At 72.8% G+C, this 22,473-nt stretch carries 20 protein-coding genes; 5 read left to right on the forward strand and 15 right to left on the reverse strand.

The window, feature by feature from the left end; genetic code table 11:
* Positions 1 to 16: 16 nt before the first annotated feature.
* Together O7607_RS08665 and O7607_RS08670 are read left to right on the forward strand one after the other, a co-directional pair.
* On the forward strand, positions 17 to 2,434 hold the full coding sequence (locus O7607_RS08665) for a transposase (RefSeq protein ID WP_269702280.1): 2,418 nt from the start codon (positions 17 to 19) through the stop codon (positions 2,432 to 2,434).
* A 122-nt stretch (positions 2,435 to 2,556) separates the two neighbouring features.
* Positions 2,557 to 3,777, forward strand: coding sequence for an ABC transporter substrate-binding protein (locus O7607_RS08670; protein WP_269702282.1), 1,221 nt, complete (start codon positions 2,557 to 2,559; stop codon positions 3,775 to 3,777).
* A 124-nt stretch (positions 3,778 to 3,901) separates the two neighbouring features.
* On the opposite strand, the gene O7607_RS08675 is transcribed toward O7607_RS08670, so the two are convergent.
* The 4 genes from O7607_RS08675 to O7607_RS08690 form a co-directional block, all read right to left on the reverse strand.
* Positions 3,902 to 4,495 carry a GTP-binding protein gene (locus tag O7607_RS08675; protein ID WP_269702284.1) on the reverse strand — a complete coding sequence of 198 codons (594 nt, stop codon included), beginning with the start codon at positions 4,493 to 4,495 and terminating at the stop codon, positions 3,902 to 3,904.
* A gap of 1 nt (position 4,496) precedes the next feature.
* Entirely contained in the window at positions 4,497 to 4,874 is a 378-nt protein-coding gene (locus O7607_RS08680; protein ID WP_091416218.1) for a DUF742 domain-containing protein, read from the reverse strand.
* A 100-nt stretch (positions 4,875 to 4,974) separates the two neighbouring features.
* On the reverse strand, positions 4,975 to 5,379 hold the full coding sequence (locus O7607_RS08685) for a roadblock/LC7 domain-containing protein (RefSeq protein WP_013283992.1): 405 nt from the start codon (positions 5,377 to 5,379) through the stop codon (positions 4,975 to 4,977).
* Complete coding sequence (locus O7607_RS08690; protein ID WP_269702286.1) at positions 5,376 to 9,029, reverse strand: sensor histidine kinase; 3,654 nt, start codon at positions 9,027 to 9,029, stop codon at positions 5,376 to 5,378. The genes O7607_RS08685 and O7607_RS08690 overlap by 4 nt, the downstream gene beginning before the upstream one ends.
* Positions 9,030 to 9,531: 502 nt before the next feature.
* Between O7607_RS08690 and O7607_RS08695 the strand changes: the two genes are divergently transcribed.
* Entirely contained in the window at positions 9,532 to 9,828 is a 297-nt protein-coding gene (locus O7607_RS08695) for a hypothetical protein (RefSeq protein ID WP_269702288.1), read from the forward strand.
* On the opposite strand, the gene O7607_RS08700 is transcribed toward O7607_RS08695, so the two are convergent.
* From O7607_RS08700 to yczE, 4 genes are read right to left on the reverse strand one after another with little or no spacing between them, the layout of a single operon-like run.
* Positions 9,829 to 10,905, reverse strand: coding sequence for an adenosine deaminase (locus O7607_RS08700; protein ID WP_252453230.1), 1,077 nt, complete (start codon positions 10,903 to 10,905; stop codon positions 9,829 to 9,831).
* A gap of 51 nt (positions 10,906 to 10,956) precedes the next feature.
* On the reverse strand, positions 10,957 to 11,379 hold the full coding sequence (locus O7607_RS08705; RefSeq protein WP_269702292.1) for a PPOX class F420-dependent oxidoreductase: 423 nt from the start codon (positions 11,377 to 11,379) through the stop codon (positions 10,957 to 10,959).
* Positions 11,376 to 11,951, reverse strand: coding sequence for an NADPH-dependent FMN reductase (locus tag O7607_RS08710; protein WP_269702294.1), 576 nt, complete (start codon positions 11,949 to 11,951; stop codon positions 11,376 to 11,378). The genes O7607_RS08705 and O7607_RS08710 overlap by 4 nt, the downstream gene beginning before the upstream one ends.
* The gene (yczE, locus tag O7607_RS08715) at positions 11,939 to 12,559 is read right to left on the reverse strand and encodes a membrane protein YczE (protein ID WP_269702296.1); all 621 of its coding nucleotides are present in this window, start codon (positions 12,557 to 12,559) and stop codon (positions 11,939 to 11,941) included. The genes O7607_RS08710 and yczE overlap by 13 nt, the downstream gene beginning before the upstream one ends.
* Positions 12,560 to 12,616: 57 nt before the next feature.
* Between yczE and O7607_RS08720 the strand changes: the two genes are divergently transcribed.
* Both O7607_RS08720 and O7607_RS08725 read left to right on the forward strand, forming a co-directional pair.
* On the forward strand, positions 12,617 to 13,090 hold the full coding sequence (locus tag O7607_RS08720) for a MarR family winged helix-turn-helix transcriptional regulator (RefSeq protein WP_269702299.1): 474 nt from the start codon (positions 12,617 to 12,619) through the stop codon (positions 13,088 to 13,090).
* A gap of 3 nt (positions 13,091 to 13,093) precedes the next feature.
* Complete coding sequence (locus tag O7607_RS08725; RefSeq protein ID WP_269702300.1) at positions 13,094 to 13,945, forward strand: putative RNA methyltransferase; 852 nt, start codon at positions 13,094 to 13,096, stop codon at positions 13,943 to 13,945.
* Between the two features lie 6 nt (positions 13,946 to 13,951).
* Here O7607_RS08725 and O7607_RS08730 read toward each other — a convergent pair whose 3' ends face one another.
* The 7 genes from O7607_RS08730 to O7607_RS08760 form a co-directional block, all read right to left on the reverse strand.
* Positions 13,952 to 14,632, reverse strand: a complete 681-nt coding sequence (locus O7607_RS08730; protein ID WP_269706920.1) for a DUF4272 domain-containing protein — start codon at positions 14,630 to 14,632, stop codon at positions 13,952 to 13,954.
* A 101-nt stretch (positions 14,633 to 14,733) separates the two neighbouring features.
* Positions 14,734 to 16,014, reverse strand: coding sequence for a thymidine phosphorylase (locus O7607_RS08735; protein WP_269702301.1), 1,281 nt, complete (start codon positions 16,012 to 16,014; stop codon positions 14,734 to 14,736).
* Between the two features lie 153 nt (positions 16,015 to 16,167).
* On the reverse strand, positions 16,168 to 16,869 hold the full coding sequence (locus O7607_RS08740) for a cytidine deaminase (protein WP_013283981.1): 702 nt from the start codon (positions 16,867 to 16,869) through the stop codon (positions 16,168 to 16,170).
* Between the two features lie 104 nt (positions 16,870 to 16,973).
* The gene (locus O7607_RS08745) at positions 16,974 to 18,254 is read right to left on the reverse strand and encodes an ABC transporter permease (RefSeq protein WP_269702302.1); all 1,281 of its coding nucleotides are present in this window, start codon (positions 18,252 to 18,254) and stop codon (positions 16,974 to 16,976) included.
* A gap of 2 nt (positions 18,255 to 18,256) precedes the next feature.
* Complete coding sequence (locus O7607_RS08750) at positions 18,257 to 19,444, reverse strand: ABC transporter permease (protein ID WP_433496081.1); 1,188 nt, start codon at positions 19,442 to 19,444, stop codon at positions 18,257 to 18,259.
* 173 nt (positions 19,445 to 19,617) lie between these two features.
* Positions 19,618 to 21,186: an ABC transporter ATP-binding protein gene (locus O7607_RS08755; RefSeq protein ID WP_269706921.1), complete on the reverse strand. Its 1,569-nt coding sequence runs from the start codon at positions 21,184 to 21,186 to the stop codon at positions 19,618 to 19,620.
* A gap of 207 nt (positions 21,187 to 21,393) precedes the next feature.
* Positions 21,394 to 22,464 carry a BMP family lipoprotein gene (locus tag O7607_RS08760; protein ID WP_269706923.1) on the reverse strand — a complete coding sequence of 357 codons (1,071 nt, stop codon included), beginning with the start codon at positions 22,462 to 22,464 and terminating at the stop codon, positions 21,394 to 21,396.
* Between the last annotated feature and the right edge of the window lie 9 nt (positions 22,465 to 22,473).

The raw sequence follows: 22,473 nt of genomic DNA on the forward strand, positions 1-22,473 counted from the left end.
TGGCAGTGCAAGACCTGTGTCCCGGGAGGAGGACGACGCCGTGGCGCTCGTGCGCGTGTACTGCGGTCTGGCCTCGGCAGATCCGGCCGACCGAACGGCTTCGGCCGGAACGACGCTGACGTCCGCTGTGGTCGACGACGCAGGCCGTCTGCTGCACGTCTGCGAGATCGGTGACGATCCCGCCGGTTACGCCCGGCTGGTCGCGCTGCTGGTGGAACGGTCCGGCGGTCCGAGCGGCGCGGCCATCGCCGCCGACAGCGACGACCACATCGTCACCTCTCTGCTGAGCGCCGCCGGCCGGCCGCTGGCGATCGCTGACGACGACTCGGTCGACGACTTCGCCGAGCGCTTCGCCGACGACGACTCCCTGGAGGAGATGCAGTCCCCGCCCGCCGAGCGCCGGGCGGTCGGGCTGGCCCGTGCGCTCCAGGCCGGCGCGCTCTCCGCGGTGACCCTCCCGGCGCCGCGTGAACTCGCCGGATACACGCAGGTCCTGGCCGCGCACGCGGCGCTGGCGAGCGGCCGGCACTCCGCCGCGGTGACGCTGCGCGAGGTGCTCCGCGAGCTCTACCCGGCCGCGCTGCGCGCGTACCCGGACCCCGCCGACCGGGTCGCCCTGGCGGTGCTCGACGCGCTGCCCGAGCCGGGCATGCTCACCGGTCCCGCGGGCCGTGGCGGCCGGGACGGCGCACTGGCCGCCGACGCCGTGGTCGCGCAGCTGTCCGGCGAGGGGGTGGCCGACGCCGACGCCGTCTCCGACGCGGTGACCGCGCTCCGGGTCGCCATCTCCGAGACGCCCCGGCGGGCCACCGTCAACCGCACGCTCACCGCAGCCGTCGCCGAGACCGTCCGGCAGGCCGTCGCCTCGGTGCGGACCTGTGACGCCGGCTGTGACGCGCTCGTCGGCGCGCTCGCCGAGCGCACCTCTCCCGCCCCCGCGACCGGCCGCCGGGCCGCCGCGCGGCGGGGCGAGCAGGTCGACGAGCTGGCCTCGACGCCCGCGGCCGACCTGCGTCCGGTGCGGTCGATCCCGCCGGAGCCGTACCGCGGCCGTCCCGAACCGGCCGGCGCACCCGAACCAGCCGGCGCACCCGAGCCGGCCGGCCGTCGCGGCCTTCCCGAGCCGGTCCCCGGTGGACGACGCAGCCGTCCGGAGCCGGTGTCCGGTCCGGCCGCCACGACGACGCCCCGGCCGCTCGGCCCGCCTCCTGTCGCGCCCGCGCCCGTCACGCCGCCGCCGGTCGCCCCGGCCCCGGTCACGCCCGCCGCTCCGGCGGCAGCACTGGGCCGCCCGGGATCGGTTCCCCCGGCCCGGCCCGAACCGACCGGCGCACCGCTGCCGTCGCGGGTGGACGGCCCCACCAACCGGCCGATCTCCGCGCCGCCACCGCCGCCACCCGGGATCACGCCGATCGCCCCGTCCCCGCGCGGCGCCGTGCCGCCGGCCGAGGCCGGCGAGCCGTTCCGCCCGACGCTCACCACCGCGGCGATCAACAAGGCGCGGGCCGAGCGGCAGCGCACCGTCATCCCGCCCCGCCCGAAGACCAACCAGAACCCGCACCAGGAAGCGCCCACCGGTGGATTCAGCGCCACCGACCTGAGCATCCCGGTGCCGGCCCCGCGCCCGCCCGCGCCGGAGGCGCCGCCGGGCTCCCGCGCGAACTGGCCGCTGGTGAACAACGAGGACGACAGCGCGCGGGAGCGGGAGGGCACCACCTACTCGTACGGGCGGGGCGTGGACGCGCCGAGCGACCCCGGCCGCGTCACCCCGCCGTGGCTCGCCGACGACCTGCCGCAGGAGCCGCCGATGCTGCGGCTCGTGGAGCCGCCGCCGCTCGCCGACCGGGCACTGCGCGACGAGATGAGCCGACCGGCCGACCCCGGCCTGGAGACGCCCCCGCTGCGCCTGGTCGACCAGGGCGACCCGGGTCGCGTCCCGCTTCCCGCCGCACCCGAGCGGCGGCCCGCCCCGAAGGAGCACCGTCCGCCGCCCGTCTCCGACGAGGGTGACGGCGACCTGCTGATCTTCGCGCAGGCGAAGTCCGCCTGGTTCGTCGGGCACGGCGACGAGGCCGACCTGGAGTGGTCGAGCACCGCCGACACCGGCTGGCAGGCGGCCGAGCAGGCGGCCCGCCCGTCCGTGGGCGCGGAGACCAAGGCCGGCCTGCCGAAGCGCGTGCCGCAGGCCAACCTGGTGCCGGGCTCCCCGCTGCGCGAGGAGCGGCCACTGCGGATCGTCCGGAACGCGGCGAGCCTCGCCGAGAACACCACCGGCTACTTCCGCGGCTGGCGGCGCGGCCAGGAGATCGGCGGCTTCGCCGTGGGTGGCCGCCCGGGCCGCGAGGCGGCCGGCGGCTGGGACTTCACCCGCGACACCGGCGACCGCGACGACGACCGGGAGTACGAGTACCGCTCGGCGGGCTACCGCTCCTGACCGGGGCTCGACGGGGTGTTTCATCCCACACCGGGGCGATTTGACGCTGGGCTGGACCGGCCGGGAACATACCCGGCGGACCAGCGGCGGCGCCTGTTCGCCGGGGTGGGAAGGCGATTCCATTGGCGACACCGGCGTTCGACTCCACTGTGCTCACCCGGCGGGGCGTCCTCGCTGCCGCTGCCGGTAGCCTGCTGCTCGCCGGGTGCGCGCCGCAGGGCCAGCGGCCCGACGACGGCCCGTCCAGCAGCGCGCCGAGCGACCAGGACCTGACCGTCGGCGCGAGCCTCGAGCTGACCGGTGCCGGGGCGCTGCTCGGCGTCGCCCAGCGACGTGCCCTGGAACTCACCGCCGACTCGCTCAACCGCACCGGCGTACCGGTCGGGAACCTGGTCCGGTCCGTCCGGCTCCAGATCCTGGACAACGGCAGCAATCCCGAGGTCGCCGCCCGCCATGCCGCCGATCTCACCCGGGCCGGCGCGCAGGCCCTCATCGGCGGTGTGCTCAGCGAGACCTCGGTGGCCCTCGCCGCTGCCGCCCAGCGGGTCAAGACGCCCTTCCTGTCCCTCGGCTACGGTGACCGCATCGTGGCGCCGCTGGACGAGCGCACGTTCACCTACAAGCTCACCCCCGACGCCGTGGACATGGCGCGTCGCCTCGTGGAGCTGTTCGAGTCGAAGCGGATCCGCCGGGTGTCCGTGCTGGCGGCCACCGGGCTGCACGGCGACTCGGGCGTACGGGCGATGCGGGAGGCGCTCACCGAGAGCAGCGTCGACCTGGCCCGCACGGTACGCCTGCCGGCGACCGGCCGGCGCTTCCGTGCCGCCGCCGAGCGGGTCGCGGGCGGCGAGCGGGACGGCGTGGTGGTCTGGGGTACCGCACCCGACTCCGGTGCCGCGGCGCGGGAGTTGCGCGCGGCGGGCCACCGCGGCCCGATCTTCTTCGACGCGGGCGCGGTCGCCGACGACACCGTGCAGGGGGCGAACGCCGACGCCGTGGAAGGCGCGTACGCGGTTCATCCGGCCTGTCTGGACGTCTCCGGGGCCACCGCCACCACGACGGCGCAGCTGGCCCGCCGTGACTTCGTCAACCGCTACACGCAGCGGCACGGCGTCAGCCCGGACTTCGCCCCGTACGCCTCGGACGCGCTCCAGCACCTCGCCACGTCGGCGCGGATGGCGACGAGCCTGGACCGGGGCCGGCTGCGGGCCCTCCTGCAGGCGCAGACAGTCGAGGGCATCGCCGGCGGGTACGCGTTCCGCGCCGACCGGCACGGCGGCATGGAGCCCGACTCGCTCGCCGTCTACCAGGTGTTCCGGGGCACCTGGACCCGGTACGCCTGACCTCGAGCGCCGTCCGGTGACCGTCCCACGTGGAGGGTCACCGGACGATCGCGCAACGTGTCCGACCCCGGACGGCAGGAAGCGCCCGGTGGCCCTGAGGCCGCCGGGCGCTTCCGCGCGTCGGTCAGGCGGGCGCGACGGCCCGCGAGCGCCGCATGGTGAGCACGTACTCGACAAGCGAGATCAGCACGTGCTTCGTGGACTCCCGGTTACGGGCGTCGCACGGCACCACCGGCACGTCGCGGGAGATCGCCAGCGCGTCCCGGACGTCCTGCGGATCGTGGTACTGCATGCCGTCGAAGCAGTTGATGGCCACCAGGTACGGCAGCCGCCGGTGCTCGAAGAAGTCGATGGCGGCGAAGCAGTCGGCGAGCCGCCGCGTGTCGACCAGCACCACAGCGCCGATCGCACCCCGGACCAACTCGTCCCACATGAACCAGAACCGCGTCTGACCCGGCGTACCGAACAGGTACAGGATCAGATCCCGGTCGATCGAGATACGACCGAAGTCCATCGCCACCGTGGTCGTCGTCTTGCCCGGCACCTGCCGGGTGTCGTCGACGCCGACACCGGCGGAGGTCATGATCGCCTCGGTGGTCAGCGGCGTGATCTCCGAGACCGAACCGACCAGCGTCGTCTTGCCGACGCCGAACCCACCGGCGATAACGATCTTCGCCGACGTCACGCGGCCGCTCTGGGCCGGCGGCCGGTGCGACATGTCAGAGCCTGCGAAGTCCACTCAGCACCCTCTCCAGCAGTTCAGTGCCCACCGCGTCGTCGGAGTCGTCCAAAATGGTCGGCTCGTGGACCGCGACCAGGCCGTCCGTCGCCATGTCGGCGATGAGCACCCGGGCCACGCCGAGCGGAAGCTGCATCCGCGCCGCGATTTCGGCGAGCGACTGCACACGTCCGTCACACAACGCGGCGATGTACTGGTGTTCACGACCTTGGCCACCATTGCCAGTGGCAACCGCTCGGCCGCGCACCGTCGTCTCGACGAGTGCCTCCAGGGCGATGTCGAGCCGGGGACGGGTACGACCGCGGGTAACGGCGTACGGCCGGACCAACGCTCCGGTCGGCTCGTCACGATCCGCCATTTCGCCGCTCACCTCCCTCGCACCCGGCACCGGCTCGCCCCGGTGACATTCGTCGCTGTCGTTGTTGTTCCCGCACCTGACCCACCGGCCAGCGCGTCATTCAGCCCATCATCCCCACAGCCGTGCGCGGCTGCGGCGTCAGGGCATCGCCCACCCGGTCCACGAGCAGGGCCATCTCGTACCCGACCTGGCCCACGTCGCAGCTCCGCGCCGCCAGCACGGCGAACGACGAACCGTCGGAGATGGACATCAGGAACAGGAAGCCGTTGTCCATCTCGACGACTGTCTGCAACACCGCCCCGCCCTCGAAGCAGCGGGCCGCGCCCTGGGTGAGGCTGACCAGACCGGACGCGATCGCGGCGAGCTGGTCGGCGCGGTCCCGCGGAAGGTCACGGGACGAGGCGAGAAGCAGGCCGTCGGCCGAGACCGCGACCGCGTGCGCCACACCGGGCACCCGGTCGGCGAAGTTGGCGAGCAGCCATCCGAGATCCTGCGTAGTAGTCATCCTTGTTGCTCCTTCTGCCCGCTCCCGGCCACCGGGCCTGAGCCAGACTGCGAGGACTGCTGCCCGCCCGGAGTGCCCTCCGGGCCGGTCGTGTTGCTGTCGGTGTTACGCCCGCGCTGCACGCCCCGATGGTAGGCCGAGAGCAGGCCCCGGACCCCCTCCGGCGTCCGGCGCTGCACCGAGGCAGAAGGCTTGTCGATGCTGCCCGGCACGAGCTGCGCCATCGGCTTCCGCTTCGGCAGGCCCTTCTGGGTGGTCTCCGCAACCGGGACCTCGGTGGCCGCCGAGGCGGCACGCCAGCCGTCGTCGGCCGCCGTCTGCCACGGGGAGGAGGGCTGCGGCGGCGCGGCCGGCTGCCGGGTGGGCAGCCCGCCGGTGTACGCGGGACGCGTGTTCCCGTTCGCCGCGCCGTTGTCACGCGGTGCTCCGCCGGCCGTCGGAGTGTGTGCCATCGGCGTGTTACCTGTCGTTGCGGGTGTCGGCTGCGGCACGGGCCGGCCGGCGGTGTCCACCTTGGCGAACTGCTGGGTGGCGTCGCCACCGTTCGCCGTCGGGGCCGGGGCCGCCGACTCCTCGTTGGGCCCGGGCCGGCGGGTGCGGAACCACGCCGACTCCAGCTCCCGGAAGATCGGCAGCTCCATCGTCTCGTCCGCGTACCGCTGGCGGTTGCCCGGCTGCTGCGGCACGGCCGGTCGTGACGCCGGAGCCGCCGGGGTGGCGGGCCGGGCCTCGGACGGCCGGTCCGCGGGCGGGGCGGCGGCGGGACGTCCGGTCGCCTGCTGCGGGGTGGCCGGCATCTCCGTGCGCGGCACCCGGGGCAGCTCGGTGGTCATGTCCATGCCGCTGGCGGGCCGTTCCGGCGCCACCGGTGCCGGGGTCGGCGCCACCGGGGGCCAGACCGGCGGGGCGCTGACACCCGGTGCGGGCACCGGACGCGCGGGCAGCTGGTTCGCCGGCGGCGCGGAGGCCGGGTGACCGGCGGTGGGCTGACCGGAGACCGGCGCGGCCGACGCGGGGTGCCCGGAGACCGGAGCGGCCGAGACCGGACGGTACGGCAGCGGGTCGCCGGAGACCGGCGCCGCGGAGACCGGGCGGCCCGAGAACGGGTCGCCGGAGACCGGGGCGGCCGAGACCGGGCGGTACGGCAGCGGGTTGCCGGAGACCGGCGCGCCGGAGACCGGGGGCAGCGGCGGCGCCGACACCGGCGGGACCGGCGGCGCGGAGACCGGCGGCGGGCTGTAGGGCCGCGCCTCCGGGCTGCTCGGCAGCTGGCGCGGGATGGCCGGCTGCTGACCGCTGGTGCCCGGGTCGCCCTCGCCCGGGTTGCGCCGCTGCGGCAGCGAGTCCATCGACTGGCCGTTGGAGGGCCGGCCGCCGAAACCGCCGTCCCCACCGGACGGGTTGGCACCGGTCAGGTCGGACCAGGCCGGCATGGCACGGCCGCCACCGGCGTTCGCCGGGGTGCCCGAGCCGTTGCGCGGCGCCGGGTCGAAGGCGCGTCCGCCGAGCGTGACCTGGTTGCCCGAGGAGCCGGGGTGCGGCGCCGGCGGCAGGCTCGGCGGGTTGTTGTTGCCGAAGGCGGCGAGGGCGCCGAACGCGGGCGCCGGACCACCCTGCTGCGGGCCGGCGGCCGGCAGTGCCGGTGCGCCCGGACCACGACCGGCCAGGGCACGCGGCACCAGGACCGAGGTCGGCAGCGTCACGTCGGCGACGGTGCCCCGGTCGGCTCCGGGTCGCAGCTCGACCCGGACGCCGTGCCGGGCGGCCAGCCGCGCGACCACGACCAGGCCCATCATCCGGGAGACCGCGACATCCACCTGCGGCGGCGTGGCCAGCCGCTCGTTGAGGTCACGGAGCTGCTCCGGGCTGATGCCGATGCCCCGGTCCTCCACGTACAGGGAGGCGCGGTCACCGACCCGCCGGGCCTCCACCATGACCTGCGAGTCCGGCGGGGAGAAGGCGGTGGCGTTGTCGAACAGCTCGGCGACGAGGTGCACCAGGTCGTTGACCGCGTGGGCGGCGACCTCGATGTCCCTGTCGATCACGCCGAACTCGATCCGGGTGTAGTGCTCGACCTCGGACTGGGCGGCGCGGAGCACGTCGATCAGGGCGGCGGGCTCGCGCTGCACACGGGTGGAGTCCGCGCCGGCGAGGACCAGCAGGTTCTCGTCGTTGCGGCGCATCCGGGTGGCCAGGTGGTCGAGCTGGAACAGCTCGGCCAGGCGGTCCGGGTCCTCCTCGCCGCGCTCCAGCCGGTCGAGGTGGCCGATCAGCCGGTCGACCAGGATCTGCGAGCGGCGGGCCAGGTTGACGAACATGGTCGCGACCGACGCCCGCAGGGCAGCCTGCTCGGCGGCAGTGCGGACGGCCTCCAGGTGGACCGCGTTGAACGCCTCGGTCACCTGGCCGAACTCGTCCTTGCTGCGCACCGGCAGCGGTTCGGCGATCTGGTTCGCCAGCTGGACCGGGGAGAGCTGGCCGGTCACCTGCGGGTCACGCAGCCGGGCGACCGCCTGCGGCAGCCCGTACTGGGCCACCGCCAGGGCGCCCTGGCGCAGGTCGCGCAGCGAGCGGGCCATCGAGCGGGCCACCAGGTACGCGAACAGGATGGCCAGCAGCAGCATGGTGAGCAGCAGGCCGGTCTCCAGGAACACCTGGCGCTGGGTGTCCGACCGCAGCGCGTCGGCCTGCCGGACCACGTTGCCGTCGAGCCGGGACTCCACGGTACGGATCAGCTTGGCGTTGGCGACCATGGTCTGGTCCCACTGGTCCGCCCCGAACGGGGCGTTCTCCATGGAGCCGTTGTTGTTGCCCGAGACGAAACTGGTGAAGCGGTCGGCCTTGCGCAGGTCGGGCCCGGAGACGGTCTGCTCGTAGAACAGCTTGTCGGGCTCGGTGGCGACCGCCTGGAACGTCGCCAGCGACTGCGACTGGCCGGTGCCGCTGGCGATGAACTGCTCGCGCAGCGCGGCGGTGTACTGGTTCTGGGTGAGCGCCTGGTGGACGACCACGCGGCGCTGGGTCAGGTATTCCTTCTGCCGGGCCACGGCGGCCGACGCGCGCATCCGGTCGCTCAGGTCGTTGTTGCCGGCGAGCTGGGTGGCCGAGTCGCGGATCGCGAGCAGGTCCTCGATCAGCTGCCGGTACGCCTGGTCGGCGTCATTGATCTTGAGCTTGCCGTTCAGCACCTGGCTCCGGGTCGCCGGAAGGTCCTTCAGCTGGGTGTCGATCGTGTCCAGCAGCCCGACGAAGTTGCGGGGCAGGTCGTCGATCTCGCCACGCTGCCGCAGGTAGGGCGACTTCGCCTGGTCCACCCGCTGGTTGGCCCGGTTGTAGCCCTCCTGGTACTGCGCCCGGGTCTGGAACTCCTTTGCGCCGAGGAAGAGCACGGCGCCGACCCGCTCGTCCTGCACGGTGTCGACCAGGTCACCCGAGTAGCCGATCAGGTTGGCCAGATCCCCCGCCCGGTTGGCATTGTTGAGCGTCTCCAGGTGGTCGACCAGACCACTGGTGCCCACCACGACCGTGGCGATGGTCGGCACGATCATGATCAGACCGAGCTTGGACCAGATCGGCATGTCGCGCAGCCGACTCATCGGCCGGCGCAGCCGCGACAGGAAGGAGCCCGCCGTCGTTGGCCGTTTGCTCACGTCACCGCCCTCGCATTACCGCGCCCCGCGCCACCCTGAGGGCAACGCCGAGCGACCGACCCGGCGGGTCGGACCTCCGAGATTCCATCACGCCGCTCCGCAAAGAGAAAGACCAGGTTGTCCCTCACCAGAGGTGTGATGAGATGTTGATGCAATTTGATAGCAATCCGTCTGGCCGGAGTCACTGAAGGTAATGGAACACCCGCACCGCGTCGTCCTGCTCGCCGGCCCCTCCGGGTCGGGAAAGTCATACATAGCCAAGCGAACCGGACTTCCGGTGCTCTGCCTGGACGACTTCTACAAGGACGGCGATGACCCTACGTGTCCGCGTCGAAACGGACAGGTGGATTGGGAGTCCCCCTTGTCCTGGGATGCGGACATGGCGGTGCAAACAATCGCCCGACTGGCCCGGGAGGGCAAGGCCGAAGTGCCGGTTTATGCGATCGGCGCGGACCGTCGGGTAGCCACCCGGCCATTCGATGTCGACGGATCGCCAATCTTCGTGGCCGAGGGGATCTTCGCGGCCGAGATCGTGGCCGAGTGCCGGCGACTCGGGCTGCTCGCCGGGGCGTACGCGCTGCGCCGCCCGCGCGGCGCGACGTTCCTGCGCCGCCTCGCCCGGGATCTCACCGAGCAGCGCAAGGCGCCCCGGGTGCTGCTCCGGCGCGGAGTCGCGCTGCTACGCGCCGAGCCGGCCGTGCTGCGCCGGCAGACCGGGCTGGGCGCCGAGGCGGCCCGGGCCGGGCAGGTGCTGCGCGGGGTGGCCGCACTGCTCTCCGGCCACCCCCGCCGTTCGTGATCAGCCGATCATCTCGGCGTACGCCGGCTTGATCACCTCGTCGATGATCCGCAGCCGCTCGTCGAACGGGATGAAGGCGCTCTTCATCGCGTTGATGGTGAACCACTGGAGTTCCTTCCAGCCGTAGCCGAAGGCCTCCACCAGCAGCGCCATCTCCCGCGACATCGAGGTGCCGCTCATCAGCCGGTTGTCGGTGTTCACAGTCACCCGGAACCGCAGGTCGCGCAGCAGACCGATCGGGTGGTCGGCGATCGAGGCCGCCGCTCCGGTCTGCACGTTCGACGACGGGCACAGCTCCAGCGGGATGCGCTTGTCCCGCACGTACGCGGCCAGCCGGCCCAGCACCGGCGGGTTGCCCGGGGTGATGTCGTCGACGATGCGGACGCCGTGGCCGAGCCGGTCGGCGCCGCACCACTGGATCGCCTGCCAGATGGACGGCAGGCCGAACGCCTCACCGGCGTGGATGGTGAAGTGGAAGTTCTCCCGCTGGAGGTACTCGAACGCGTCCAGGTGCCGGGTGGGCGGGAAACCCGCCTCGGCGCCGGCGATGTCGAAGCCGACCACCCCGGTGTCGCGGTGCCGCACGGCAAGCTCGGCGATCTCCTGCGAGCGGGCCGCGTGCCGCATCGCGGTGAGCAGCGTGCCGATCCGGATCGGGGTGCCGGCCTCGGCGGCCAGCGCGCTGCCCTCCCGGAACCCGGTGACCACCGCGTCGACCACCTCGTCCAGGGTCAGGTTCTGCTCCAGGTGCTGCTCCGGGGCGAACCGCACCTCGGCGTAGACCACGCCGTCGGCGGCCAGGTCCAGCGCGCACTCGCGGGCGACCCGGCGCAACGCGGCAGGGGTCTGCATGACCGCCACCGTGTGCGCGAACGTCTCCAGGTAGCGCTCCAGCGAGCCGGAGTTCGCCGCCTCGGTGAACCAGACACCGAGCGCCGCCGGGTCGGTGGTGGGCAGTTCGTGACCGACCTCGGCGGCCAGCTCGACGATCGTCGCGGGCCGCAGGCCGCCGTCGAGGTGATCGTGCAGCAGCGCCTTCGGGACCTTGACGATGTCCTCGTACGAGATTGCGACCATGCTCAGACCCTAGTCACCCCCGGTGCGGGCGTGGCGGTGGACCGGGCCGGTTCAGGGACGCCAGCCGTACACCCGCTCCACCGCGAGCCGGAGCACCACCCGCCCGTCGGCCACCATCGCGGCCCGGTACTCGGCCCAGTCCGGGTGCTCGCCCCGGATCCGGCGGTAGACCTCGACCAGTTCCTCGACCGTGGCGTCGTCGGTTGCGGCGGCCGGCGGGGTGAGCGTCACGGTGCCCTCGGCGACCGCGTACGCGCCGCCGTCGGCGGTGGTCACGTGGAAGCTGGCCCGGGGGTCGCGGCGCAGGTTGCGCACCTTCGCCCGGTCACCTGTGGTGGAGCAGCGGATCAGGCCCGGCTCGGCCAGGTAGTCGAGGTTGGACAGCTGGGGGCGGCCGTCCCGGCGCAGCGTGGCGAGCACCCCGCGCCCGCGCTCGCCGAACAGCTCCCACAGCCGTGCGCTCACCGCGCTCACCGCGCCACTCCGGTCCGCAGCGGCGCGAGCGCGGTGGCCAGCCGGGCGAGCCGGTCGAGCATCAGCGCGGCGGCCTCCTCGCGGCCCGGGTCGGGTCGCAGCTCGCCCTCCTCGTCCAGCGCCTGCCGCAGGAAGACGACCACCTGGTCGTTGACCGGGGTCATGTTCAGCGTGGTCACCACCTGCTTGATCATCTGCACCGCGCGCAGGCCCCCGGAGGTCATGCCGTAGCTGACGAAGCCCACCGGTTTGTGCTGCCACTCGTGGTAGAGGTAGTCGATCGCGTTCTTCAGGGGCGCGCTGAAGCCGTAGTTGTACTCCGGCATCACCAGGACGAAGGCGTCCGCGGCGTCGATCTCGGCGCTCCAGGCGCGGGTGTGCTCGTGCAGGTAGACCCGCTCGGACGGATGGTGCGGCTCGTCGTGAAAGGGCAGTCCGACGTCGGCCAGGTCGAGGAGGCGTACCTCGTCGAAGCCGGCATGGCGGACGGCGGCGGCGGTGAACCAGTCACCGATGCGGCGGCCGACCCGGCCGGGGCGGGTGCTGGCGACGATGACGGTCAGGCGGGGCATGGTGAGGTCACTCCTGTCGGGACGGGGGCCGGGGCGGTGAGCCGGGGAACGAACCAGGCGACGATCGGCCCGATGCCGATCGCGTAGAGCAGGGTGCCGGGGCCGACGGCGCCGCCGAGCAGCCAGCCGACCGCCAGCACCGTCACCTCGATCCCGGTGCGGGCCGGGCCGAGCGGCAGGCCGCGGGCGGCCAGACCGGTCATCAGCCCGTCCCGCGGGCCGGGGCCGAGGCGGGCGCCGAGGTAGAGCGCGGTGGCGAGGCCGTTGAGCAGGACGCCCGCGACCAGCAGGCCGATCCGGCCGGCGAGCGGGTCCACCGGCGGCAGCACTGCCAGCGTCGCGTCGAGGGCCAGGCCGACGAGTGCGACGTTCGCGACGGTGCCGATGCCCGGGCGCTGCCGCAGCGGGATCCACAGCAGCAGCACCAGCAGCGCCACGCCGTTGACCAGCAGACCCATCGGCAGGCCGGTGCGGTCGGCGAGGCCCTGGTGCAGCACGTCCCAGGACGCAAGCCCGAGGTCGGCGCGGACCATGAGCGCGACGCTGACGCCGAACAGGGCCAGGCCGGCGACCAGCCGCACCAGCCGCGACGGCATTTTGGTTGACATGTCATCAACCTAGAGCGCAACTTGGTGACATGTCAACAACACCGGTACGATCGCCGCATGGACGAACCGCGCTGGCTGGACGAGCAGGAGGACCGCGCCTGGCGCGGCTACCGCCGCATGCGCCGCCTGCTCGACCTGGAACTGGCCCGGGAGCTGATGCAGGACGCCGGTCTCTCCGAGCCGGACTACGACGTCCTGAGCGACCTGTCCGAGACCCCGGAACAGCGGCTACGCCTCAGCGAACTGGCCGACCGGATGCTCTGGTCCCGCAGCCGCCTGTCCCACCACATCTCCCGGATGCAGCAACGCGGCCTGGTCACCCGGGAGGAGTGCGCCACCGACGGCCGCGGCTCGGTCGTCGTCCTCACCCCGGCCGGGCGCCGGGCCGTCGAGGCCGCCGCGCCCGGGCACGTCGCGGCCGTCCGCCGGCACCTGATCGACCGGCTCACCCCGGCCGAGGTGGCCGCGCTCGGCACGCTCAGCCAGCGGGTGATCGACCACCTCACCGGCCGACCGGCAGCGGAGGGCTGAGCCGTGGACGATCGCATCCTCGCCCGGCTGCGCTGCCCGGTCTGCGCCGAGCCGCTCACCGGGACCACCGCCGGCACCGCACGGGCACTGCGCTGCCCGCGCGGGCACAGCTTCGACATCGCCCGGCAGGGGTACGTCAACCTGCTCACCGGCCGCGCCCCGCACACCGGGGACAGTGCCGAGATGGTCGCCGCCCGCGCCGGCTTCCTCGCCGCCGGCCACTACGACACCGTCGCCGCCGCGCTCGCCACCACCGCGGTACGCGTCGCGGGCGTCGACCCGTACCCCCTGGTGGTCGAGCCCGGCGCCGGGACCGGGCACTACCTCGCGGCGGTGCTGGCGGCGCTGCCGGACGCCGCCGGCCTGGCCCTGGACGTCTCCAAGCCGGCGCTGCGCCGCGCGGCCCGGGCGCACCCGCGCGCCGCCGCCGCGCTGGCCGACACCTGGCAGCGGCTGCCGCTGGCCGACCGGTCCACCGCCGTGCTGCTGAACGTGTTCGCGCCGCGCAACGGCCCGGAGTTCCACCGGGTGCTCGACCCCGGCGGCGCGCTGCTGGTGGTCACCCCGGCCGCCGACCACCTGACCGAACTCGTCGACGCGCTGGACCTGCTGCGGGTGGACCCGGACAAGGCCGACCGGGTCGCCGGCAGCCTCGGCGCCCACTTCGCCGAGGAGTCCGCGACAGCGCACCGGGCCCGGCTCGCGCTGACCCGCGCCGAGGTCAGCACGCTCGTCGGGATGGGACCGAGCGCCTGGCACGCCGACCCGCAACGGCTCGCCGCGCGCATCGCCGCGCTGCCCGAGCCGGTGCCGGTCACGCTCTCGGTCCGGCTCGGCGTGCACCGCCCGCGCTGACTCCGCTCAGGTGGAGAGGTCGACCTCTTCCCAGCCCGGCGGCTCGTCGTGGTACGGCCCGCGCAGCACCACCGCCCACTCCAGCGCCCACCGGCGCTGCCCGATCGCGTTGGCGTCCACCAGGCCCGGCAGCGCGCGCCCGGCCTTCTCGGTCTCCAGGTACGCCCAGTCCAGGCAGTAGTGCAGGTCGAGCAGCGCCGCAGCATCACCGGGGTGCTGCGGCGCGGCCAGGATCCGGGCCCGCCACTGACCGAACGTCTCCCCCGCGACCAGGTTCGGCATCCGCTCGACCAGCCGCTCGTCCACCGGCACCGTCGGGTCCAGTTCCTTCGCCAGCCCGAGCACCCAGGCCAGCGAGAACAGCGCGTCGTGGTGCAGCACGAACGACCTGTGGTCGCCCCGGCCGCCCATCACGAACTGCCACTCCGGCGGCGTCACCGAGTCGACCAGGTGCGACTCCAGCAGCCAGCTCATCGCCGCCTGCGCGGGCATCCCGAAGCAGCGGGCCAGGATCACGTGCAGCACCGCGATCCGCGACTCGATCTCCGGGGTCGGACGCAGCTCGATCTCGTCGCCCGGCTCCCACACCAGGGGGAACTGCGGCGGTGGCAGCGGAAGACCCAGCCGGGACAACTCGTCCAGGCTCGCCTCCCGGACGGCCCGGGGATCGGGAGCGGGTACGCGCACGGTCAAGCCCCTGTCTGCTCACCTCGGCTCGTCGCCGGCCGATCCCCCCTGGCCTGGGAGGATAGCGGCTCCGGCCGGGCCGGCACCATGGCCGGTCCCGGTCAGCCGATCCGCTCGACGACCAGTGGCGTCGCGTCCGGCGCGTCCGGCGCGATCCGCACCGCCTGGCGCGCCTCGGCCAGCGCGGCGGGCATCCGCTCGGCGTGCTCGGCCCGCAGCTCGAACAGCGGGTCGCCGACACGTACCCGGTCACCGCGGCGCTTGTGCAGCACCACGCCGGCCGGGATGCTCACCGGGTCCTCCTTGCGGGCCCGGCCCGCGCCGAGCCGCCAGGCGGCCACCCCGATCGCGTACGCGTCGACCTCGGCGACCCAGCCGTCCTCGGTCGCGGTGACCAGCTCGACCTCGTTCGCCGTGGGCATCGGGGCGTCCGGGTCACCGCCCTGCGCCCGGATCATCGTGCGCCAGGCGTCCATCGCCCGCCCGTCGCGCAGCGCCGCCTCCGGGTCGGCGTCCGGCAGGCCGGCCGCGTCGAGCATCTCCCGGGCCAGCGCCAGCGTCAGCTCCACCACGTCGGCCGGGCCGCCACCGGCGAGCACCTCCACCGACTCGGTCACCTCGACCGCGTTGCCCACTGCGAGGCCGAGCGGGGTGGACATGTCGGTGAGCAGGGCGACGGTCCGTACGCCGTGCGCGCCGCCCAGCTCGACCATGGTGCGGGCCAGCTCGCGGGCGTCGTCGACGTTCTTCATGAACGCGCCGGAGCCGACCTTCACGTCCAGCACCAGCGCGCCGGTCCCCTCGGCGATCTTCTTGCTCATGATCGAGCTGGCGATCAGCGGGATCGCCTCGACCGTACCGGTGACGTCGCGCAGCGCGTACAGCTTGCGGTCGGCCGGGGCGAGCGCGTCGCCGGCCGCGCAGATCACCGCGCCCACGTCGCGGAGCTGGGCGATGAACTCGTCGTTGGTGAGCGCCGCCCGCCAGCCCGGGATCGACTCCAGCTTGTCCAGCGTGCCGCCGGTGTGGCCGAGGCCCCGGCCGGACAGCTGCGGCACCGCCGCGCCGCACGCGGCCACGAGCGGGGTCAGCGGCAGGGTGATCTTGTCACCGACGCCGCCGGTGGAGTGCTTGTCCACCGTCGGCCGGGACACCGGCGACAGGTCGAGCCGCTCGCCGCTGGCGATCATGGCGGCGGTCCACCGGGCGATCTCCGGCGCGGTCATGCCGCGCAGCAGGATCGCCATGGCCAGCGCCGACATCTGCTCGTCGGCGACCAGACCCTTGGTGTACGCGTCGACCACCCAGTCGATCTGCCCGTCGCTCAGCACACCCCCGTCCCGCTTCGCCCGGATGACGTCAACCGCCGTAAAAGCACTCACTTCTCAAGATCCAATCAATTTGATCGCGCGTGGCCGCACCGACCCGCGAACGGTGACCAGGTCCGGCCGGGGCCGACCGTGCCCGGCGGAGGGATCAAGCCTGACCGCCCGGAGCCGGGCACGGTCGGCCCCGGCCCCAACCGCAACCCCAGCTCAACCCCAGCGAACCGGAATCTCCGTAGGCGGCTCACCCTCACCAGCCCAGAAGATCGTCCCCGAGGCGTCCACCACAACCACGCGCGGCGTCCGCGCCAGCCCCCACGCGATCGCCTCGGCCGGGTCGTCCCAGGTCGAGCCCTCCTCCAGCACGCCGGTCTCGGCGTCCTCGGTCTCACCGGACGACCGCTCCCAGTACGTCGTCCAGACCTGCTGCCCGGCCGACAGGTCGGGGTGCACGAACACGGTGCCCCGGCCCCGCCAGGCGGCCAGCCGGTCCGGCACCACAGGCACCGGATGCTCGCCGGTCACCGCCTCGATGTCGGCCACGTCGAACGCGTGCGGCAGCAGCTCGGCCATCCGCAGCGGCCCGCCCTTCGCCTCGACCAGGCACTCCGGCCCGCCCTGTTCCCAGAGCAGCTGCCGGCACCTGCCGCACGGCATCAGCGGCTCACCGGTGGCGTCGACGCAGGACAGCGCCACGATCCGGCCACCGCCGGTCGCGTGCAGCTGCGAGACCACGCCGCACTCGGCGCAGAGCGTGACGCCGTAGCCGGCGTTCTCCACGTTGCAGCCGACCACGACGCGACCGTCGTCGACGAGCGCGGCGGCACCCACCGGGAACTTCGAGTACGGCACGTAGGCGTGCCGCATGACCTCGGTGGCGGCGGTACGCAGCCGCTCCCAGTCGATCTCCATCACGACTCCCATTCTGCCCAATTCAACGCCGATCGGTCGCGGACGCGGCCGGAGACGACGGTGCCCGGCGGGTCGCCCCGCCGGGCACCGTGTCGCGCGGGCGGTCAGCCCTTGATGTACGGCTTGCCGTCGGCGGCCGGCGCCCGGACCTTGCCGACCAGCCCGGCCACGGCCAGGATCGTCGCCAGGTACGGCAGCATCGCCAGGAACTGGCTCGGGATGCTGCTGCCGATCGCACCCAGGTAGGTGGCGAGCTGGTCGGCGAAGCCGAAGAACAGCGCCGCGAGCAGCGCACCGGTCGGGCTCCACCGGCCGAAGATCAGCGCGGCCAGGGCGATGAAGCCCTTACCGCCGATCATGTTCTTGGTGAACGAGTAGAGCGCCAGCGTGTACGAGGCGCCGCCGACGCCGGCCACCAGACCGGCCAGGATCACGTTGCGGTAGCGCAGCCGCAGCACCTTCACGCCCAGCGTGTCCGCCGCGGTCGGGTGCTCGCCGACCGAGCGGGTCCGCAGGCCCCACCGGGTACGGAACAGCGCCAGGTGGATGACCAGCACCAGCAGCAGACCGAGGTAGAGGAAGATGTTGCCCCGGAACAGCGCCGGACCGAGCAGCGGGATGTCGGACAGCAGCGGGATCTCCCAGTTGCTGAACCGGGGCGCGCTGTTGTACTTCGCCGCGTCGGTCTGCATCAGCCGCTCGTAGAGGAAGCCGGTGATGCCGACCGCGAGCAGGTTGAGCACGATACCCATGACCACCTGGTCGACCAGGTAGCGGATGGAGAACACGGCCAGCAGGAACGAGATGAACGCGCCGCCGATGGCGGCGGCCACCAGGCCCACCCAGACGCTGCCGGACATGCTGCCGAACAGCGCGCCGGAGAACGCGCCCATCAGGAGCTGGCCCTCGATCGCCACGTTCACCACGCCGGAACGCTCGCAGAGCACACCGGCGAGCGCACCGAAGATCAGCGGAAGAGCCAGGATGAACGTGCCGCGGACGACGTTCACCAGCGGCATGAAGTTGCGCCCCTCGGGCGCGGCGGAGACCTGCCAGCACAGGAAGCTCAGCACGAAGGCGACCAGTCCGGCGCCGAGCAGCAGCATGAACCAGCGCTTGGGCACACCGGCCAGCAGCGCGCCTCCGGCCGCGGCGGTGATCAGCCCGAACAGGATCGCGCCGACCGTACCGTTGATCTCCAGGGCGGCCCCGCCCTCGGTCTCGCTGAGCGTGAACCGCGCGTGCTGGTCGGTCGCGAGCGCGCCGAACAGCACCGCCGCGAGCACACCGAGCGCCAGCAGGACCGCGCCGATCTTCCGGTTACGGGTCCAGAAACCCTCGTCGACCGCGGTAACGGCGACCTCGGGGACAGCGGTGGTGGACATGCTCACCAGCCCTTCGCGAGGCTCGTCTGCAACCGGGCGGCGCGGGCCGCCCGGAGCTGGAAGATCGTCTTCACCAGGGCAGGCGCGGCGATGAAGATGACGATGAGCGCCTGGAGCACGGTGACCAGTTCCAGCGAGATGCCGGAGTAGGACTGCATCCGGTTGCCGCCGGCCTGGAGCGCGCCGAACAGCAGTGCGGCCAGGAGGACGCCCCACGGCTTCACGCGGCCGAGCAGCGCGACCAGGATGCCGTCGAAGCCGATCTGGGCGATCACCAGCGGGGTCAGCGCGGTGGCGGTGGTGCCGAGCACCATGGTCGAGCCGCCGAGACCGGCAAGCATGCCGGCGAACACCATCACCAGGACGTACGTCTTGGTGACGCTGATGCCGGCGGTCCGGGCCGCGTCCGGGTTCGCGCCCACGGCCCGCAGCTCGAAGCCGAGCGTGGAGCGGTTGAGCAGCCAGGCGATGAACCAGGTGGCCGCCACCGCGAGCAGGATGCCGGCGTGCACCCGCAGGTCGTCGCCGAGCAGGCGGGGCAGCTGCGCGGTGGACTCGACCGGCTTGCTGATCGCGTCCGACCGGTTGGGGTTCTGCACCCCGTTCTGGACGATGATCCAGGACAGGAAGTAGACCGCCACGTAGTTGAGCATGATCGTGTTGATCACCTCGTGCGCGCCCGCCCGTGCCTTCAGGATGCCGGGGATGAAGCCCCAGAGCGCGCCGCCGAGCGCACCGGCGATCAGCGCCACCAGCAGGTGCACGACGGGCGGCAGCGGCAGCGCGAAGCCGGCCACGGCGGCCAGGATGACGGCGATCGTCGCCTGGCCCTGGGCGCCGATGTTGAACAGGCCGCCGCGGAAGGCCAGCGCCACCGACAGACCGGTGAAGACGAGCGGCGCGGCGTAGGTGAGCGTCTCCGAGATCGGGCTCAGGGCGGCGGTGAAGCCGACCGCTTCCGGGTCGAAGATCGCGCCCTTGAACAGGTTCGCGTACGCCTCGCTGACCACCGTCCAGCTGGCGTTCAGCGCGTCCGAGGGGCGAGCCGTGATGTAGCTGTAGGTGGCGAGCACCTCCGGGTCGGACACGATGATCAGCACCGCGCCGACCACCATGGCCAGCAGCACCGCGAGCACCGTCACGGTGAACGTGTTGGCCGCCCAGAGGTTGTCCAGGAACATCCGGCCCATGCCGGGACGGGACTCCCCGGCCGGCTCCGGCCTCTTCGCGGTCGCGGTGGCGGGCACCGTCTGCTCGGTGTCACCGGCCGGCTGCGTCGGCGTCGCCCGGGCCTCGCTCAGCGACTCCTGCGCCTCGGTCGCCGGCTCCTTGTCCGGCGAGCCCGAGACGGGGTTCGGGTTGGTCATGCCTCGTCCTCGTTGCCAGGGCCGTCCTCGGTCGCGGTGGGGGCGTCCGGGGTGGCGGCGTCCGGGGTGATACCGGCCATCAGCAGGCCGATCTCCTCGCGCGGGGTGTCCGGGCCGACGACGCCGATGATCCGGCCGCGATACATGACCGCGATCCGGTCGGCCAGGCCGATCACCTCGTCCAGTTCGCTGGAGACCACCATGACCGCGGTGCCGATGTCCCGCTCGCGGATGACCCGGCTGTGGATGAACTCGATCGAGCCGACGTCCACGCCCCGGGTGGGCTGGGCGGCGATGAAGAGCTTCAGCGGCCGGGACAGCTCCCGGGCCACGATCACCTTCTGCTGGTTGCCGCCGGAGAGTGTGCCGACCGCCGCGTCGGCCGAGGAGGTACGGACGTCGAACTGCTCGATCCGCTCCCGCGCCGACTTGGCGATGGCGTCGGGCTTCAGCGACAGGCCCTTGCCGAACGGCGGCCGGTCGTAGATGTCCAGCACCAGGTTCTCCGCCACGGAGAACTCCTTGACCAGGCCGTCCACGCTGCGGTCCTCCGGCACGTAGCCGACGCCGGCGCGGAGCACCTTTTTGGTCGACCAGCCGTGCGTCGGCTCGCCGTCGAGGCTGATCGTGCCGGCGAGCACCGGGCGCAGGCCCATGATCGCCTCGATCAGCTCGGTCTGGCCGTTGCCCTGCACGCCCGCCACGCCGAGCACCTCGCCGGCGTGCACGGTGAGGTCGACGCCGTCGACCGCGCGTACCTGCCGGTCGTCGTCCACGACCAGGCCGGAGACCTCCAGGACCGGCTTGCCGGGGGTGGCCGGTTTCTTGTCCACTGTCAGCCGGACGCTGCGGCCCACCATCAGCGCGGCCAGTTCGTCCCGGCTGGCGCTCGGCTCGGCGGTGCCGACGGTCTTCCCGCGCCGGATCACCGTGATCCGGTCGGCGATCGCCTTCACCTCGCCCAGCTTGTGGGTGATGAACACGATCGACTTGCCGGCGGCCTTGAGCGACCGCATGACGGTGAGCAGTTCCTCGGTCTCCTGCGGCGTGAGCACGGCCGTGGGCTCGTCGAGGATCAGCAGGTCGACGTCGCGGGTGAGGGCCTTGACGATCTCCACCCGCTGCTGGATGCCGACCGGCAGGTCCTCGATCACCGCGTCCGGGTCGACCCGCAGGTTGTACCGCTCGGACACCTCGGCGACCTCACGCCGGGCCCGCCGCCGGTCGAGGATGCCGGCGAACGGCCCCCTGACCTGCTCGGCGCCGAGCATCACGTTCTCGGCCACGGTGAAGACCGGCACCAGCATGAAGTGCTGGTGCACCATCCCGATCCCGGCGGCGATCGCGTCCGACGGACCCTTCAGCTTCAGCGGCTTGCCGTCGACCAGGATCTCGCCCTCGTCCGGCTGGTAGAGGCCGTAGAGCACGTTCATCAGGGTCGACTTGCCGGCGCCGTTCTCGCCGAGCAGGGCGTGGATCTCTCCAGGCTCCACCGTCAGGTCGATGTGGTCGTTGGCGACCAGATCACCGAACCGTTTGGTGATGCCGCGCAGTTCGAGTCTCAGCGCAACCTCCTGGAGTGCGAGCGATGGTGCAGCGTAGCGATCTGCCGCGCCGCCACCGCGCCGGGTGGGGGTGTGAGGGGATTCAAGGTGATCGGCCGCCCCGGCGCTGGGGTGCGGACCCCGTTGCGCCGGGACGGCCGGATCGTCATGCCTGGTGCCCGCCGGCCCCCGCTGCCGATGATCGCACTGTGGGGACCGGCCGGACGGTCACTTGGTCGGCTGGGCCTTCGAGGTGACGGTGATGGTGCCGGCGGCGATGTCCGCCTTGATCTTGTCGACCTCGGCCTTCAGGTCCGCCGGGACCTTGCTGTCGAAGTCGTGGTACGGCGCGATCGAGACGCCGTTGTTGGCGAGCGTGCCCACGAAGCCCGGGGTGGACGCCAGCTTCTCGCCACCGGCGGCCTTCAGCGTGGCCTCCTTGACGGCGTCCGGGATGTTCTTGACCACGGTGGTCAGGATCGCCGCGCAGTCCGGGGTGCTCTCGCAGCCGTCGATGTCGACCCAGACGACCGAGTACTTGCCGCCCGAGGCCTTGGCCGCGGAGGTGGTGCCCAGACCGGCGCCACCGGCGACCGGCATCACGATGTCGGCGCCCTGCGCGACGAGCGCGTCGGAGACCTTCTTGCCCTCGTCCTGCTTCTCGAACGAGTTGGCGAAGGAGCCCTTCTGGGCGGCCTTGTCCCAGCCCAGCACCTGGACGTTCTTGCTCTTGGCCTTGTTGTAGTACGCCACGCCGTCGGCGAAGCCGTCCATGAAGATGGTGACCGGCGGGATCGGCAGGCCGCCGTAGGTGCCGACCTTGCCGGACTTACTCATCCCGGCGGCCAGGTAGCCGGCCTGGAACCCGGCCTGCGCGGTGTCGAACTGCATCGGGTAGACGTTCGACACACCCGGGTTGGCGTCGACGATCGCGAACTGCTGGTTCGGGTTCTTCTCAGCCGCGGCCTTGGTGGCGTCCGACATCAGGCCACCGACGGCCAGGATGAAGTCGCACTTCTGGTTGACGAACCCGGTCAGGTTGACCTCGTAGTCCGCCTCGGCCTTCGACTGGACGTACTTGATGTCGATCTTGTCGTTCTCCTTCTGCGCCTCCTGCAGGCCCTTCCAGGCCGAGGCGTTGAAGGACTTGTCGTCGACGCCGCCGACGTCGGTCACCATGCAGGCGCTGAACTTCTTGCCGCCGTCGCCGCCGGCGTTGTTGTCGTCGTCCGGAGCCTCACCACAAGCGGCAGCGCCCAGCACGAGTCCACCCGCCGCAATGACGGAGGCAATCCGCATCCCACGCAC

It is taken from the genome of Micromonospora sp. WMMA1949, assembly GCF_027460145.1.
In the GTDB taxonomy this organism is placed as follows: Bacteria; Actinomycetota; Actinomycetes; order Mycobacteriales; family Micromonosporaceae; genus Micromonospora.

Bases quoted from the DNA above. Each gene is read 5' to 3' on its own strand.
- O7607_RS08675 (WP_269702284.1), bottom strand. From the start codon at position 4,495: ATGTCGCACCGGCCGCCGGCCCAGAGCGGCCGCGTGACGTCGGCGAAG.
- O7607_RS08680 (WP_091416218.1), bottom strand. From the start codon at position 4,874: ATGGCGGATCGTGACGAGCCGACCGGAGCGTTGGTCCGGCCGTACGCC.
- O7607_RS08685 (WP_013283992.1), bottom strand. From the start codon at position 5,379: ATGACTACTACGCAGGATCTCGGATGGCTGCTCGCCAACTTCGCCGAC.
- O7607_RS08700 (WP_252453230.1), bottom strand. From the start codon at position 10,905: ATGGTCGCAATCTCGTACGAGGACATCGTCAAGGTCCCGAAGGCGCTG.
- O7607_RS08710 (WP_269702294.1), bottom strand. From the start codon at position 11,951: ATGCCCCGCCTGACCGTCATCGTCGCCAGCACCCGCCCCGGCCGGGTC.
- yczE (WP_269702296.1), bottom strand. From the start codon at position 12,559: ATGTCAACCAAAATGCCGTCGCGGCTGGTGCGGCTGGTCGCCGGCCTG.
- O7607_RS08720 (WP_269702299.1), top strand. From the start codon at position 12,617: ATGGACGAACCGCGCTGGCTGGACGAGCAGGAGGACCGCGCCTGGCGC.
- O7607_RS08740 (WP_013283981.1), bottom strand. From the start codon at position 16,869: ATGGAGATCGACTGGGAGCGGCTGCGTACCGCCGCCACCGAGGTCATG.
- O7607_RS08745 (WP_269702302.1), bottom strand. From the start codon at position 18,254: ATGTCCACCACCGCTGTCCCCGAGGTCGCCGTTACCGCGGTCGACGAG.
- O7607_RS08750 (WP_433496081.1), bottom strand. From the start codon at position 19,444: ATGGGCCGGATGTTCCTGGACAACCTCTGGGCGGCCAACACGTTCACC.
- O7607_RS08760 (WP_269706923.1), bottom strand. From the start codon at position 22,464: ATGCGGATTGCCTCCGTCATTGCGGCGGGTGGACTCGTGCTGGGCGCT.